The sequence below is a fragment of the Williamsia sp. 1138 genome, from assembly GCF_002095435.2.
GTDB lineage: Bacteria > Actinomycetota > Actinomycetes > Mycobacteriales > Mycobacteriaceae > Williamsia.
In genome coordinates, this window is the sequence record NZ_MJEJ02000042.1 from 58,483 (window position 1) to 72,370 (window position 13,888).

The 13,888-nt window shown below is 64.8% G+C and carries 15 protein-coding genes and 2 tRNA genes; 10 read left to right on the top strand and 7 right to left on the bottom strand.

What is annotated here, in order from left to right; translation table 11 throughout:
* Nucleotides 1-54 precede the first annotated feature (54 nt).
* From BH683_RS12905 to BH683_RS12925, 5 genes are all read left to right on the top strand, one after another.
* Nucleotides 55-126: transfer RNA gene (locus BH683_RS12905), tRNA-Gln, on the top strand.
* 27 nt (nucleotides 127-153) lie between these two features.
* Nucleotides 154-226 (top strand) — tRNA-Glu (locus tag BH683_RS12910).
* A 949-nt stretch (nucleotides 227-1,175) separates the two neighbouring features.
* Nucleotides 1,176-1,619, top strand: a complete 444-nt coding sequence (locus BH683_RS12915; RefSeq protein ID WP_084836663.1) for a hypothetical protein — start codon at nucleotides 1,176-1,178, stop codon at nucleotides 1,617-1,619.
* A gap of 157 nt (nucleotides 1,620-1,776) precedes the next feature.
* Nucleotides 1,777-2,202, top strand: a complete 426-nt coding sequence (locus BH683_RS12920; RefSeq protein ID WP_084836664.1) for a hypothetical protein — start codon at nucleotides 1,777-1,779, stop codon at nucleotides 2,200-2,202.
* Nucleotides 2,203-2,336: 134 nt separating this feature from the next.
* Nucleotides 2,337-2,561: a hypothetical protein gene (locus tag BH683_RS12925; protein ID WP_084836665.1), complete on the top strand. Its 225-nt coding sequence runs from the start codon at nucleotides 2,337-2,339 to the stop codon at nucleotides 2,559-2,561.
* Nucleotides 2,562-2,632: 71 nt separating this feature from the next.
* Here the strand turns inward: BH683_RS12925 and BH683_RS12930 are convergent, their stop codons facing one another.
* Nucleotides 2,633-3,139, bottom strand: coding sequence for a PPOX class F420-dependent oxidoreductase (locus BH683_RS12930; protein WP_084836666.1), 507 nt, complete (start codon nucleotides 3,137-3,139; stop codon nucleotides 2,633-2,635).
* Between the two features lie 110 nt (nucleotides 3,140-3,249).
* Entirely contained in the window at nucleotides 3,250-3,969 is a 720-nt protein-coding gene (locus tag BH683_RS12935; protein WP_084836667.1) for an IclR family transcriptional regulator, read from the bottom strand.
* 72 nt (nucleotides 3,970-4,041) lie between these two features.
* Here BH683_RS12935 and leuC point away from each other — a divergent pair, with 72 nt between their 5' ends.
* The 3 genes from leuC to BH683_RS12950 all read left to right on the top strand — a co-directional run bounded on the left by leuC (nucleotide 4,042) and on the right by BH683_RS12950 (nucleotide 6,892).
* Nucleotides 4,042-5,484 (top strand): 3-isopropylmalate dehydratase large subunit, encoded by a 1,443-nt coding sequence (gene leuC, locus BH683_RS12940; RefSeq protein WP_084836786.1) that lies wholly within the window; start codon nucleotides 4,042-4,044, stop codon nucleotides 5,482-5,484.
* A 25-nt stretch (nucleotides 5,485-5,509) separates the two neighbouring features.
* Nucleotides 5,510-6,118: a 3-isopropylmalate dehydratase small subunit gene (gene leuD, locus BH683_RS12945; RefSeq protein WP_084836668.1), complete on the top strand. Its 609-nt coding sequence runs from the start codon at nucleotides 5,510-5,512 to the stop codon at nucleotides 6,116-6,118.
* Between the two features lie 147 nt (nucleotides 6,119-6,265).
* A complete protein-coding gene (locus BH683_RS12950) occupies nucleotides 6,266-6,892 on the top strand; it encodes an HU family DNA-binding protein (RefSeq protein WP_084836669.1) in 627 nt (208 codons plus the stop codon).
* A gap of 98 nt (nucleotides 6,893-6,990) precedes the next feature.
* Here the strand turns inward: BH683_RS12950 and BH683_RS12955 are convergent, their stop codons facing one another.
* From BH683_RS12955 to cofC, 3 genes are all read right to left on the bottom strand, one after another.
* Nucleotides 6,991-7,911: a bifunctional NUDIX hydrolase/histidine phosphatase family protein gene (locus BH683_RS12955; RefSeq protein WP_084836670.1), complete on the bottom strand. Its 921-nt coding sequence runs from the start codon at nucleotides 7,909-7,911 to the stop codon at nucleotides 6,991-6,993.
* Nucleotides 7,908-10,064 (bottom strand): RNA degradosome polyphosphate kinase, encoded by a 2,157-nt coding sequence (locus BH683_RS12960; RefSeq protein ID WP_094647453.1) that lies wholly within the window; start codon nucleotides 10,062-10,064, stop codon nucleotides 7,908-7,910. The genes BH683_RS12955 and BH683_RS12960 overlap by 4 nt, the downstream gene beginning before the upstream one ends.
* Before the next feature lie 67 nt (nucleotides 10,065-10,131).
* Nucleotides 10,132-10,827 (bottom strand): 2-phospho-L-lactate guanylyltransferase, encoded by a 696-nt coding sequence (gene cofC / locus BH683_RS12965; protein WP_168187038.1) that lies wholly within the window; start codon nucleotides 10,825-10,827, stop codon nucleotides 10,132-10,134.
* Nucleotides 10,828-10,960: 133 nt separating this feature from the next.
* On the opposite strand from cofC, the gene BH683_RS12970 reads away from it, so the two are divergent.
* Nucleotides 10,961-11,956 carry an NAD(P)H-dependent glycerol-3-phosphate dehydrogenase gene (locus BH683_RS12970; protein ID WP_084836673.1) on the top strand — a complete coding sequence of 332 codons (996 nt, stop codon included), beginning with the start codon at nucleotides 10,961-10,963 and terminating at the stop codon, nucleotides 11,954-11,956.
* Nucleotides 11,957-11,978: 22 nt separating this feature from the next.
* On the opposite strand, the gene BH683_RS12975 is transcribed toward BH683_RS12970, so the two are convergent.
* Entirely contained in the window at nucleotides 11,979-12,512 is a 534-nt protein-coding gene (locus BH683_RS12975; RefSeq protein WP_084836674.1) for a DUF3515 domain-containing protein, read from the bottom strand.
* A complete protein-coding gene (locus BH683_RS12980) occupies nucleotides 12,509-12,817 on the bottom strand; it encodes an Lrp/AsnC ligand binding domain-containing protein (RefSeq protein ID WP_084836675.1) in 309 nt (102 codons plus the stop codon). The genes BH683_RS12975 and BH683_RS12980 overlap by 4 nt, the downstream gene beginning before the upstream one ends.
* Here BH683_RS12980 and BH683_RS12985 point away from each other — a divergent pair.
* Complete coding sequence (locus BH683_RS12985; RefSeq protein ID WP_246833352.1) at nucleotides 12,791-13,858, top strand: thiamine-phosphate kinase; 1,068 nt, start codon at nucleotides 12,791-12,793, stop codon at nucleotides 13,856-13,858. The two genes, BH683_RS12980 and BH683_RS12985, sit on opposite strands and share 27 nt — an antisense overlap.
* Nucleotides 13,859-13,888: the final 30 nt, after the last annotated feature.

The following is a 13,888-nucleotide window of genomic DNA, read 5'->3' on the forward strand; positions in this document are numbered from 1 at the left end:
TACTCTTCTTCTCGGCACTTTTCAGCGCAGCGCGAGCGGGTGAGAAGTACTTATTGGGGTATGGTGTAATTGGCAACACAGCGGTTTCTGGTACCGCCATTCTAGGTTCGAGTCCTGGTACCCCAGCGACTACAGCGTAAGCTGAGTCAGCTTGGCCCCGTCGTCTAGTGGCCTAGGACGCCGCCCTCTCAAGGCGGTAGCGCGGGTTCGAATCCCGTCGGGGCTACAACAGAGAGACCCTCGCCTGCACTGCAGGCGAGGGTCTCTCTTTGTCTTGCCGGGCGTTGGGAATGAGTGATGCCGATCGGCCGCTGGTAGTGCCATCTCCCACGGTGTGGCCACTGGTGTGACTCTCTCGCCGGGGAGGGCCTTGCGATCACGTCGGGTCAGGGCAGGCAGACGCTACCAAAGCAATCCGGCCCCGGGTCCTGTTCGGGAGTGGTGTCAATGGTGAATGTCACCGGGGGGTGGGATGGAATTGTGGCCGGCGTGGCCATGAAGTTCGAATAGCCGAACAGGTCGAAGGTTCCCACAACATTGCCGACACAGGTGAAGTAGACCGCGTAGTCTCCGTCTGCCAGATCTCCGTGTGGCCGAGACTCGACTGGCGCCGTCGACGCATCAAATGACCCGGCGAACACGGGAGTGCCAGGGTCTGCTGCGGTAGGGGGAGGCGAAGATGCCAGCATGCCCGAGTATCCGCAGGCGAGTTGCACCTGCGGGGAGCGGAGATTCGTAAACGTCACGGTCACCGAGTCAGCGCCTGGTGCCACTGGGGCAGTGACAACAAGTTCATCGGTAGGCGCCGCTGTCGCGAGTCCTGCGCCCACTGACGCACCAGTGATTGCTGCTGCTGAAATAAAGGTGATTACAACGGATTTCAGTGTCTTTCGCATGATTTCGCGCCTCGGTATCTCCCCGACCGAACGTGCCACTGATTGTGAACCAACCGGCACGACCTCGGGCCGTTTTGCGAAAGATTGCCGCCATCGCTTTTCGGTAGCGAAGCTCGACCAGGGTTGATGGGCCGGCATGTTCTGCTCGTGATGCTCGCGACCCGGTTTCGGCGGCCTGTTGTGGGATCCCATGACTATTGCGAGTTTGTGATCGATGGCGGCTTGCGGCGCTTACGATCCGGTCGGGCAGACGCCCGTGCCACAGAGGAGAGGTCTCTAATGAAACGCATCGTGCTCGTCTTCGCGGCAACCGGACTTCTCCTCGCGGGTTGCTCCGAGGACGGCGGGTCCGAGGACGGCGGGTCCGAGGTGGCCGGGACTGCCACCTCCACGAGGACGAGCGCCGCTCAATCGCCGGTGGCGTCCTCGTCGCCGGCACCCTCGACAGGCGTGGCTGAGGCGACCTCGCTCCAGGAGAGGGCACAATCGCTCGTCCAGCTCACGTCAGCGGGGGCGCCACTCGACGAGATCTCCGTCTATCTCGAGCCGTCGTGCACCGACTACCTACGTCAATTCGAATCCCAGATGGGGCCATCGCCGTCGACGGTTACGTCTGTGGACGAAGCGACCGGCGCGGTCACGACCCTGACGACCGCGTCCGGTACATCGGACACCATGATCTGGACCAAGGCGAGTGGCACCTGGCTGATGACCTGCCCCTGAGCGTATGTGGTGACGTTCACATAGCATCCGCTGTAATTCGGACATTCTGATTCTCACGATCACCCTTGCGTCCTTTACGGCAGATCGCCTGTGGCGCAGGTGGTTAGGCCTGATCACGAGTAGTTGTCGACGACGTGTTTGTGTGACAATTCCGAACATGAAGCTCCTGCTCAGGTTGTTGGTCGTCGCCGCAGCGGCCCCGTTGCTCGGCGCGTGCGGCGACAACACCGGTGAGCCGATTTCGCTCGGGTCGTCGACTGTCGGCACCGTGATGACACCGGAAGCACTCGCCGCGCAGTACGCCGCCGACCTCGAACTCGACAAGGCGATCTGTCAGAACACCGGCGCGCGTGGTGACTGCCTGGCGAAGCGTGACGCGGTCATGCACGAGATCAGGGCGAGCGCTGGGGGCTTGGAGCCTTCGCTGCTGCGGTCCGAGCTGTTCGAGTCGATTGCCGGCTGGGACATCGCATACGACGAGTGGAAGGCCGCGGGCTGCACCAACAGTTCGATCGAACCCGAATGTTGGACCCTGCCCTTGGATGGGCAGTGGACAGAGGTTCGTGTGCAACTGGGTTTCTGAACGCTCGTCGCCGATGGAGCGTGTCCACCTGAGGTCGACTCGGAGGTCGTCGGCCATCTCGTCTGCTGCGATGGCCTCTGGCGTGCGAAGGCGCCCGGTTGAACTATCGCCGTGCCGTGGCGCAGGATTGAGCGATGACCAAGAAGCTGACAAAAAACGAGTTGCTGGCCGAACTCGACCTGAAGGTCGAGTCGGTGTCACCGGACATGGCGTCGGACGAAGCCGGTAACGAGACGTCGGACACCTCGGCCGAGATCCGGTCACGTGACGCGCAGGTGCGGCAGTGGCGAGATCAGGTGAAAGCGGCGGCCGACGACGATCCGATCATCGATGAGATCGCAGCGAAGCTCGACAGCTGACCCTCGTCGCCGAGCAACAGCGCCCCGCCCATCGATCGATGGGCGGGGCGCTGTGGTGAGACGGAGCCGACCTATTTGAGGTCGAGGAACTCGGCCGTGCTGCCGGCGATGGGGATCTCGGGGAGCCCGAGCTTGCGGTGATCCCAGCTACGGGTGCGGTCGGGCACGACGCGCACGGCGACGCGCTTGTTCATCATCTGGTCGACGAAGGGGCGGACCTCCTCGCTGTACGGACCGTTGTAGCGTTCCCACACACTGATCCCGCATTTGAGGATGGAATCGGGGTCGTCGAGAATCTCGGCAGTTCCCTCGATGGACACCCCGCGCAGGGTGTCGTAGGTGTGACCGTCCTCGATCATCACGGTGCATATCGGGTTGCGCCGGATGTTCACGGCCTTCTGGGACTTCGCCTTGGTCTCGAACCAGATCTCGCCATCGATGACGGCGTACCACATGGCCACCAGGTGTGGCCTGCCCTGAGCCGACACCGTCGCCATCGTGGCGGTGCGGCTGCGGACGATGAACTCGGTGATCTCGTCCTCGGCCATGACGATCTTGCCGCGCTCGTTGGTTCCCACAGGTGTCCTCTCGCTTTCGGTACGTGAGTTCACCGGGTAGGTGGCTCACTCACATCGTGTTGTGATCTTTGCTACTCACAGTATTGCTGTGAGTCCCTCGACACCCGACACTAGAGCCGCTTGTTGATGGCGTCGGCTGCGGCCAGGAGATCGGCGGCCCATCGGGACCCGGGCCGGCGTCCCATGCGGTCGATGGGTCCGGACACCGAGATCGCCGCGATGACCTCACCGCCGTTGTCGCGCACGGGCGCCGAGACACTCGCCACGCCGGGTTCGCGCTCCCCGGCACTCTGCGCCCAGCCGCGCCGACGGACCTCGAGCAGGGTGCGCTCGCTGAAGCCGTTCTCGCCCAGAAGGAGCCGGGCGGTGGCCGGATCGGCCCAGGCGAGCAGGACCTTGGCGCCCGAGCCTGCGTTCATCGGCAACCGCGCACCGACGGGCACGGTGTCCCGAAGGCCCGATGGCGGTTCGATCGCTGCGACACAGACCCTGTCGGCGCCTTCGCGGCGGTACAGCTGCACGCTCTCTCCGGTGATCTCGCGCAAGCGCGGCAATACCAGCGCCGCCGCCTCGCGAACGGTGTCGGTGGCCCCGGCCGCCAGCTCGCCCAGAACCGGTCCCGGACACCACAACCCGGAGGTGTTCCGGGAAAGGAGCCGATGCGTCTCGAGGCCGACAGCCAGGCGGTGTGCGGTGGCGCGCGGCAGTCCGGTGCGCGCGCAGAGCTCGTTCAGGTTGCACGGACCCTCGGCGACGGCGTGCAGAACGGCCACGGATTTGTCCAGAACACCGATTCCACTGGCCACCGGAGATGCGGTATCATTTCTCACAAGCCGATACTATGCTCTCGCATACTGAGATGCCAGCCCCAACTCGGTACTTCAAGAAAAGTGGTGATCACGATGAGCGAACGTCCGTTGACCCTGGCCGAAAAGGTGTGGGAAGAACATGTGGTGGTGCGCGGTGAGGGAGACGGTGTCTCTCGCAAGCCCGATCTCATATACATAGACCTGCACCTCGTCCACGAGGTGACGAGCCCACAAGCGTTCGACGGCCTCCGCCTCGCGGGCAGGCCGGTGCGGCGTCCGGATCTCACGATCGCCACCGAAGACCACAACGTGCCCACCGTCGACATCGATCAGGTCATCGCGGACCCGGTGTCGCGCATCCAGGTCGACACGCTGCGCCGCAACTGCGAAGAGTTCGGAATCCGTCTGCACTCCATGGGCGATGCCAGTCAGGGCATCGTGCACATCATCGGTCCGCAGCTCGGGCTCACGCTGCCCGGTATGACGGTCGTCTGTGGTGACAGCCACACATCGACGCACGGTGCGTTCGGTGCGATCGCCATGGGAATCGGCACCTCTGAGGTCGAGCACGTGATGGCGACGCAGACCCTGTCGCTCCGGCCCTTCAAGACCATGGCCATCACCGTCGACGGTGAACTGCCGCCCGGCGTGACGAGCAAGGACCTCATCCTGGCGGTCATCGCGCAGATCGGAACCGGTGGCGGGCAGGGCTACGTGCTCGAGTACCGCGGATCGGCCATCGAGAAGCTGTCGATGGAGGCCCGAATGACCGTGTGCAACATGTCCATTGAAGCGGGTGCCCGGGCAGGGCTTATTGCACCCGATGACACAACTTTCGACTACATCAAAGGTCGCCCACACGCGCCCACCGGTGCCGACTGGGATGCCGCCGTGGCCAACTGGCGTGAGCTCCGCACCGATCCCGACGCGGTGTTCGACGCCGAGGTCCATATCGATGCGTCGACTCTCACCCCGTTCGTCACCTGGGGGACGAACCCCGGCCAGGGGGCGCCGCTGGGTTCATTGGTGCCGGACCCCTCTGAAATGGTCGATGCGGACAAGGCAGCAGCCGCTGAGAAGGCGCTGCAGTACATGGATTTGAAGCCCGGAACGCCGCTACGGGACGTCCCGGTCGACACGGTCTTCGTGGGTTCGTGCACCAACGGCCGGATCGAGGACCTGCGGGCGGTCGCCGAGATCTTGGAGGGCCGAACGGTTGCCGACGGCATCAGGATGCTGATCGTGCCGGGTTCCACCCAGGTTCGGGTGCAGGCCGAGGAGGAGGGGCTCGGTGCGATCTTCGACGCGGCCGGCGCCGACTGGCGACAGGCCGGGTGCTCGATGTGCCTCGGGATGAACCCGGATCAGCTCGCACCCGGTGAGCGTTGCGCGTCCACCTCGAACCGCAATTTCGAAGGGCGGCAGGGTAAGGGCGGACGCACTCACCTCGTCTCACCTGCGGTTGCGGCCGCGACCGCCATCCGCGGCCGCCTGTCCGCGCCGACGGATCTGCCCGATCTCGTGACCACGGTCTGAACCCCGGCGACAAGGAGAAACAACGATGGAACCGATCAACAGCCATACCGGCATCGGCGTCCCCCTGCGCCGGGGCAACGTCGACACCGACCAGATCATCCCCGCGGTCTACCTGAAGCGAGTGACCCGCACCGGGTTTGAAGACGGCCTGTTCGCCGCCTGGCGCAACGATCCCGACTTCATCCTGAACACCCCGCCGTACGACCGTGGCTCGGTCCTGGTCGCCGGCCCCGACTTCGGTACGGGGTCGTCGCGCGAGCACGCCGTGTGGGCGTTATCGGACTACGGCTTTCGGGTCGTGATCTCATCCCGGTTCGCCGACATCTTCCGGGGCAATGCCGGAAAAGCCGGTCTGGTGGCCGCCCAAGTCGACCAGTCCGACGTCGAGTTGCTCTGGAAACGGCTCGAGGAGCAGCCCGGATTGGAATTGACGGTGAGCCTTGAGGATCAGACGGTCACCGCTGCGGACTTAGTGGTGCCCTTCGCAATTGATGACTACACAAAGTGGCGTCTGATGGAGGGTCTGGACGACATCGGACTGACATTACGGCAGGTCGAGGCCATTTCTGAGTTCGAAAAGGTAAGGCCCGTATGGAAACCAAAGACCCTCCCGATACCCGGTTCCGGGGCCTGAGAGCGGGCCCTGTCGTAACCTGTTAGGCGGCTTACCTTTCGCCACGCCGAGCAAATTTGGCGTCGGACGTGGACGTTTTGCGATTTGACGTTTACCGTGTCCTGTAGCTGGCCCAAAGTGGGCCAACAGTCTGCGGAGGTTGAATCCATGAACAAGGCAGAGCTTATCGAGGAACTGACAACGAAGTTGGGGACCGATCGGCGCACGGCGACAGACGCCGTCGAGCACATCGTAGACACGATCGTGCGCGCGGTGAACAAAGGCGAGAGCGTCACCATCACCGGTTTCGGCGTTTTCGAGAAGCGGCGTCGCGCCGCACGGGTTGCTCGCAACCCGCGCACCGGCGAAACCGTCAAGGTTCGTCCGACCTGGGTTCCGGCATTCCGTCCCGGCGCTCAGTTCAAGTTGGTCGTGGCCGGAAAGCAGAAGCTGAGTGCTTCGGGCCCTGCGGTGAAGCGAGGCAGTGCAACTGCTTCGGCTGCGCCGGCCAAGAAGACGGCAGCCAAGAAGGCGGCCCCGGCCAAGAAGGCGGCACCCGCCAAGAAGGCCGCTCCTGCCAAGAAGGCGGCACCGGCCAAGAAGACCGTGGCGAAGAAGACCGCCCCGGCCAAGAAGGCTGCACCTGCCAAGAAGGCGGCACCGGCCAAGAAGACCGTGGCGAAGAAGACCGCCCCGGCCAAGAAGGCTGCACCGGCCAAGAAGGCCGCTGCACCTGCCAAGAAGACTGCAGCCAAGAAGGCTCCGGCGAAGAAGGCTCCGGCCAAGAAGCGCTGAACCGACACATCACAAGCCCCGGCGGACCTTCCCTCTGCCGGGGCTTGTTTTGTCTGTCCCGCCGTCGTAGCCGTCTGGTCAGTGGTGGGTAACCGATCTCAGTGGTCGGACGAGGCGAGCGGACTGTCGACGTGGCTCGCCGCGACCAGCTTCCCGTCGAGGAGCGCGAGCACCCAGAAACTACCCTTGCGATTGCGTGCCGCCGGGAGCTTGAGCTCGTCGTGCGCCGCCCACCACTTCAGTAGCGGCGGAATCACCTTGCCCTGACTGCAGACCACGTGGGTACCGGCGGACTGCCCGATGTCGCGGATTCGGCGTCTCCCGCTCTTCGCATCGTCGGCGAACGCCTCCTCGGACAGGGTCGGCTCGTCTTCGATGACGACCCCGAGCTCGTCTGCCAAAGGTGCAACCGTCTGGCTGCACCGCACCCGATCTGCCGAATGCACGGCTGTCGGGCCGAACGCGAGCAACTGGGAGAGCAAGGCTTCAGCTTGCGCCCGGCCCACCTTGTCCAACGGTCGCAACCGGTCGTCACCGTGGTACCGAGACTTTCGTCCTGCTTTCGCGTGCCGCACGAGCAGCAGTATGTCGAGTCGCGCGGGCAGTTTCCTGAAGGTGCCCAGGACCTGTCGGTCGAGTCGGTACGAGAGCATGTCTTCTGCCGAACCGACTGAAAGCCAACGCAATTCGTCCACTTCATGGTTGGGCTCGAACGATCCTGAGGTGACTTCGGCCGACCAGTAGTGCACGTGTTTACGGCCAGGACCGCGCAGATCGTAGCTCACCATACGGAGGTGGCGACCAAGCTGAACGTGGTAGCCGGTCTCCTCACCGATCTCGCGAACTGCCGCGGAGATCAGCGTTTCCCCCGGTTCGACCTTGCCTTTCGGCAGGGTCCAGTCGTCATATCGCGGGCGGTGCACCAGCGCCACCTCGACGTCGCCGGCGGGGGTCTCGCGCCACACGACCCCACCGGCCGCGTACACGACGGCGGCGGTGCGTCCTGCCGATTTGCTCACTGGATCAGGTCGGCCCGGCTGCGGTTACGGCGCATCATCTGGCGCTGATGATCGCGCACGTCCTCGCCGGCGGCGGGCGAAGCAGTCCAGCTTCCGTTTTCGCCGAGGACCCAGCAACGGGTCGCCGGGTTCATCGCCGAGGCGAATACGTCGTCGAGTTCGCGGGTCAGGCGCGGGTCGCGAACCTGCGCCATCACCTCGACTCGACGATCGAGGTTGCGGTGCATCATGTCGGCGCTGCCGATCCAGAACTCGTCGAGGGCCGCGAAGTGCAGCACTCGGGAATGCTCCAGGAACTGTCCGAGGATCGAACGGACGGTGATGTTCTCGCTCATCCCGGGCACCCCGGGCCGCAGAGCGCAGATGCCGCGGACGACGACCTCCACCGGGACGCCTGCCTGCGACGCACGATAGAGCGCGTCGATGACTTGTTCGTCCACCAACGCGTTGGCCTTCAGCCTGATCCGAGCGTCGGAGTGTCCGTTGAGGTGTCGCTCGCTCTCGGCGAGGATTCGCCCGACGATTCCCGCTCTGACCCCGTGCGGTGCGACGAGAAGGTTCCGGTAGGCAACCTTTCGTGAGTAACCGGTGAGGGTGTTGAACAGGTCGGTCAAGTCGGCACCGATGTCGGGGGAGGCGGTGAACAAACCCACGTCCTCGTACAGTCGCGCGGTTTTCGGATTGTAGTTACCGGTGCCGATGTGGCAGTACCGGCGAATGGTCGAACCTTCCCGGCGTACCACCAGACATGTCTTGCAGTGGGTCTTGAGGCCGACGAGTCCGTAGACCACATGCACCCCGGCCTGCTCGAGTTGTCTGGCCCACTTGATGTTGGCCTGCTCGTCGAAGCGCGCTTTGATCTCCACCAGTGCGACAACCTGTTTACCGGCCTCGGCTGCGTCGATCAGTGCGTTGACGATCGGTGAGTCGCCTGAGGTCCGGTAGAGCGTCTGCTTGATGGCGAGCACGTTGGGGTCCGCGGCAGCCTGCTCGATGAAGCGCTGGACGCTGGTGGAGAAGGAATCATAGGGATGGTGGACGAGGACATCACCATCACGCAGGGTGGAGAAGATGCTCTTGGGAGTCTCTCGCTCGCCGAAGGCCGGATGAGTGGCGGGGACGAACGGGGGGTCCTTCAATGCCGGCCGGTCGATACCGGCGACCTGGAACAGGCACGAGAGGTCGAGCAGTCCGGGGACCTCGATCACGTCACCGGGATCGACATCCAGTTCTCGCAGCAGCAATTCGAGCATGTGCTCGGTCATGTCGTCGGCGACCTCGAGCCGCACCGGGGATCCGAAGCGGCGTCGGGCCAGTTCGCGTTCGAGCGCCTGCAGCAGGTCCTCGTCGCGGTCTTCCTCCACCTCGAAGTCGGCGTTGCGGGTGATACGGAAAGCGTGATGCTCGACGATTTCCATGCCGGGGAACAGCTGGTCGAGGTGGGCCGAGATCAGGTATTCGAGCGGCAGCAGCACTGCTTTCGCCGGTGTCGTCGCCGTCTTCGCGTACCGATCGCGGTATTGCGCGGGCATCAGCCGATCGACTCGGATGAACCGGTCGACGTTGTCGGGGACCTTGACACGGGCGAAGTGCTCGCCGCCCTCGCCGACGTCCTTCACGGTCACAGCGAGATTGAGACTCAGACCCGAGATGTAGGGGAAAGGGTGTGCGGGATCGACGGCGAGGGGAGTGAGGACCGGGAAGATGACCTCGTGGAAGTACTCGTCCATACGCTGACGTTCTTCCGTCGAGAGCGCATCCCAGGTGACAACGTGAATGTTGTTGTCGGTCAACGCCGGTCGTACCGAATCGAGGAAGACTCCGGCGTGCCGTTCGGCCAGCACCTGAGTGCGCTGACCGATCAGCGCCAATTGCTCGCGCGGCGACAGCCCGTCGGCGGAGCGCACCGAGAGGCCGGTCTCGTGACGACGCTTGAGCCCGGCCACGCGCACCATGAAGAACTCGTCGAGGTTCGACGCGAAGATGGCGAGGAACTTGGCCCGTTCGAGGAGCGGCAGTGAGGAGTCTTCGGCCAGCGCCAGTACCCGGGCGTTGAAGTCGAGCCAACTCAGTTCGCGGTTCAGGTAACGGTCTTCGGGCAGATCTGCGGTCTCGGTGGGCAACGCCGTCGCGGCGGGCGGCGCTGTGGGCATCGACGACGATGGTGACGGCGGGGGTGACGCGTGCTGACTGCTCGGTTCTGCTGTGCTCACGTACCCATCATGGACCATCGGCAGGAGCCGTGGCACCGGGTGTTTGAGTTTGTTCACGCAATTGCAAGCGTGAGACGACCAGTGAGGTCGCCTGTCCGACGCCGATGTCCTGTGCGGCCAGCAGATCGTCGACGGTATCGACGTCCATCCGGAGATCGGGCCATCTGTCCACACCGGCGGTGAGGTCGACGGCCCCGCGGCCGCGATGCTCGGACGCCGAGTTCGGCCCGAAGCGCAGGACGTCGGCGCCACCGGGCTGGTGAGCGTTCAGGAACAGGGCGGTGGTCCCCGTTCCGGAGTGGTCGGGGATGTACGACCGGTCGTGCTGTGCCGAGTGGTCGACCGCAGCCCTCAGGCTCGCCGGGCGAGCGGCCGGTAGGTCGGCCTGCAACACCAGGATTCGATGTCCTGGCCACAGAGTCAGGGCGTGCTCGATGCCGAGTGCGAAGGCATCGTTGAGAACCTCTCCGTCGTCGACGACCGTGCTGGCGCCGGCGTCGAGCGCGACCGCGGCCACCGAGCTGTCAGGACTGACGATGACCAGCTGATGCAGACCGGCGGCCCGCGCGGCGGCGATCGTGTCGGTGAGCATCGCGAGCACCAGCGCGCGCCGGTCGTCCGCCGCGATGGTCGGAGTCAGCCGCGTCTTGGCTGCGTCGAGCCGCTTGACCGCGATGACCACTGCCACCGCCCGCATATCCATGGACTCCATCATGGTCGTCGGCGAGGGGCGGGGGAAACTGCACCCCTGTCCGGCGGCCCTCCCGTGACACTAGGCTTGGGGCGTCCGGGGTCGGATTCGGACATGGTGCGCACGAAACAGAGGTGGTGGAGTTATGCGGGCGGTCGTCATGGGCTCGGGTTCATGGGGCACGGCGATGGCCAAGGTCTTGGTCGATGCCGGGACTCCCACGGTGTTGTGGTCTCGGCGAGCTGAACTGGCGGCGGCGATCAACGAGACGCACACCAATCCGGACTATCTGCCGGACGTCCCTCTTCCGGAGGCCCTGCGTGCCAGTGCCGATCTCGCGGAGGCGCTCGAGCAGGCCGAGTTGGTCGTGTGCGCGGTGCCGTCTCAGTCCCTCCGCGGGAGCATGGAGACCTGGCTACCGCATCTGAGTGACACCGCGACGTTGATGTCGTTGTCGAAGGGTGTCGAGACCGGCACGCTGCTGCGCATGTCGGAGGTCATCGCGCAGGTGACCGGGGCACAGACCGGCCGGGTGGCGGTTCTGTCCGGTCCGAACCTCGCCCGGGAGATAGCGGTGGGTCAGCCCGCCGCGACCGTGGTGGCGTGTTCGGACGAGGACCGGGCCAAAGAGATTCAACATGCTTGCAGCACAAGGTATTTTCGCCCCTACACGAATACCGATGTGGTCGGATGCGAGATCGGTGGGGCAGTGAAGAACGTCATCGCGCTGGCGTGCGGGATGGCATCGGGAGTGGGCCTGGGTGAGAACACGCTCGCGTCGATCATCACTCGTGGACTGGCCGAGACCATCCGGCTGGGGGTCGCACTCGGGGGCCGTCCGGAAACGCTGGCGGGACTCGCGGGCGTCGGCGACCTGGTTGCCACCTGCTCGTCACCGTTGTCACGCAACCGGACCTTCGGCAGCCGGCTGGGTGAGGGCAAGACGTTGGCGCAGGCTCAGGAAGCCACCAACGGCCAGGTCGCCGAGGGGGTCAAGTCGTGCACCTCGGTGCGAGCGCTGGCTGAACAGCACGGGGTGGACATGCCGTTGACCGAAGCCGTCCACCAGGTATGCCACGAGGGACTCACGGTCACAGAGGCGATCTACTCACTGCTGGGCCGGCGTACCAAGCCCGAGTAGCAGATCGCCCTCGGCGGGCCGGTCACCCGAGATCGATCGGTGCCGTCGGCAAGTTCTGGTCGATGAGGGTCGAAATCTGTTGGATGGGGCCGTTACCCACATTTTCGGGTAGCCAGATCGCGACGTAGGGGCGATGGTCGACGGCGTACCACAGGAAGCCTTTGGCCTCGGTCTCCGCCGAGACGAGGAACCACTGCACGGGATCGACGACCTGCAGCCCGGAGGTGGGAGAGAGTGATTCGGGTCTGTCCACGCCGCAGCGGACCTGTACCGGCCCGGGCACCTGATCGCCGGGAGGCCAGCTGACCATCCCGTCGTCGCCGGTCTCGCGGGTACCGAATCCCTCGAAGGTCTCCGGGAGGGCCGCGATCAATTTCGCGCAGTCGGGAGAGGCCTGCTCCGGCGCGGCCATGGCTTTGAGCGGGGTGTCCGCCGACGTCACGTCATCGGATTTCAACACCGCGTAGGTGATGAAGCCCACGATCACCATCACCGGGATGGTGATGATGCTCGCGATGACTGCGGGGCTCAGACGCCGGGGGGAACCTTCGCTCACGGGTGCCTAGGGCCGCCGGTGACGACCGGGCAGGTCAGAGTTCTGGTGATGCCGTCGACATTTTGGATCTGTGGCACAACCTGTTCGGTCAGGTGCGCGGCATCGGTGGCGTCGACCCTGACGATCACGTCATATGGGCCGCTGACCTCCTCCGATGAGGCGACGCCGTCGATACCGGCGATCGTCGCAGCGGCCACGGCAGCTTTACCGACCTCGGTTTGGATCAGTATGTAAGCCTGAACCACGGCGTTCCTTTCGTTCACGACGACGATCAGCCGGTGGCTGACCCAAATACACTGGCACATATTCTCACCGACAACGGTGCGCAGTGGCGAATCAAAGAGACCGATGAGCTAGTGGAGAGGGTGGTGAGAGCAGTGTCGGACGACCCGGTCCGCACCGTCGGTGACGTCGGTGAGCTCGAACTGATCGACCTCATCGCCGGTCACCGGTCCGTGGACGGCACCGACACCGGAGTGCTCGTCGGTCCCGGCGATGATGCGGCGGTGCTGGCCGGTGGTGGCCCCGTGGTCGTCAGTACCGACGCTCTCGTCGACGGTCAGCATTTCCGCCTCGACTGGAGTACGCCGATCCAGGTCGGGGCGAAGGCGATCGTGGCCAACGCCGCAGACGTGATGTCGATGGGCGGAAGAGTCACCGGGTTCGTGGTCTCACTGACCTGTCCGAAGGACCTCGGGGTGGACACGCTCGTGGGCCTGCGGGACGGGATGCGCACGGCGGCCGCGAGGTACGGCGCACAGGTGGTCGGCGGAGACCTGACCGCCGGAAGCCAGCTCGTCATCGCGGTGACAGCGATCGGAGCAATGGATTCCCGCTCGCCGGTGCGCCTGTCGACTGCGCGGGAGGGTGACGTACTCGCCGTGTCAGGCCCGTTGGGTGCCTCCGGCGCCGGACTCGATCTCCTGCTCGCAGGCGTCACCGGGTTTCCCACGCTGGTCGCCGCGCATTGCGAACCCTCCCCGAATCTGTTCTTGGCCGCAGGAGCGACGAGTGCCGGTGTTCATGCGATGACGGACGTCTCCGACGGTCTGATCAGTGAACTCCGCACGATGGCACGGCAATCGGGATGCGCCATGACCGTCGACCCGACCCGGGTCCCGGTGTTGCCCGAATTGGCGGCCGCCGCCGCTGCGCTGCACACCGATCCGCTCCGGTGGGTGCTCGGTGGCGGCGAAGATCATGAATTGCTCGCGAGTTTCCCGGCCGGGGCGGTCCCTGTCGGGTGGACGGTCATCGGAACCGTGGAACACCGAACCGGGGGTCCGGCGGTGGCGGTCACGGGGATCGACGATGTCGACCTCGACGCCGGCTGGCGAACCTTCTGACGCTCGCTTGGTTGCGGGACCGATCGTGAT

Coding starts and splice junctions, on each gene's coding strand:
- BH683_RS12915 (WP_084836663.1), top strand. CDS start 1,176: ATGAAACGCATCGTGCTCGTCTTCGCGGCAACCGGACTTCTCCTCGCG.
- BH683_RS12920 (WP_084836664.1), top strand. CDS start 1,777: ATGAAGCTCCTGCTCAGGTTGTTGGTCGTCGCCGCAGCGGCCCCGTTG.
- BH683_RS12925 (WP_084836665.1), top strand. CDS start 2,337: ATGACCAAGAAGCTGACAAAAAACGAGTTGCTGGCCGAACTCGACCTG.
- leuC (WP_084836786.1), top strand. CDS start 4,042: ATGAGCGAACGTCCGTTGACCCTGGCCGAAAAGGTGTGGGAAGAACAT.
- leuD (WP_084836668.1), top strand. CDS start 5,510: ATGGAACCGATCAACAGCCATACCGGCATCGGCGTCCCCCTGCGCCGG.
- BH683_RS12950 (WP_084836669.1), top strand. CDS start 6,266: ATGAACAAGGCAGAGCTTATCGAGGAACTGACAACGAAGTTGGGGACC.
- BH683_RS12960 (WP_094647453.1), bottom strand. CDS start 10,064: ATGCCCACAGCGCCGCCCGCCGCGACGGCGTTGCCCACCGAGACCGCA.
- cofC (WP_168187038.1), bottom strand. CDS start 10,827: ATGGATATGCGGGCGGTGGCAGTGGTCATCGCGGTCAAGCGGCTCGAC.
- BH683_RS12970 (WP_084836673.1), top strand. CDS start 10,961: ATGCGGGCGGTCGTCATGGGCTCGGGTTCATGGGGCACGGCGATGGCC.
- BH683_RS12980 (WP_084836675.1), bottom strand. CDS start 12,817: ATGTGCCAGTGTATTTGGGTCAGCCACCGGCTGATCGTCGTCGTGAAC.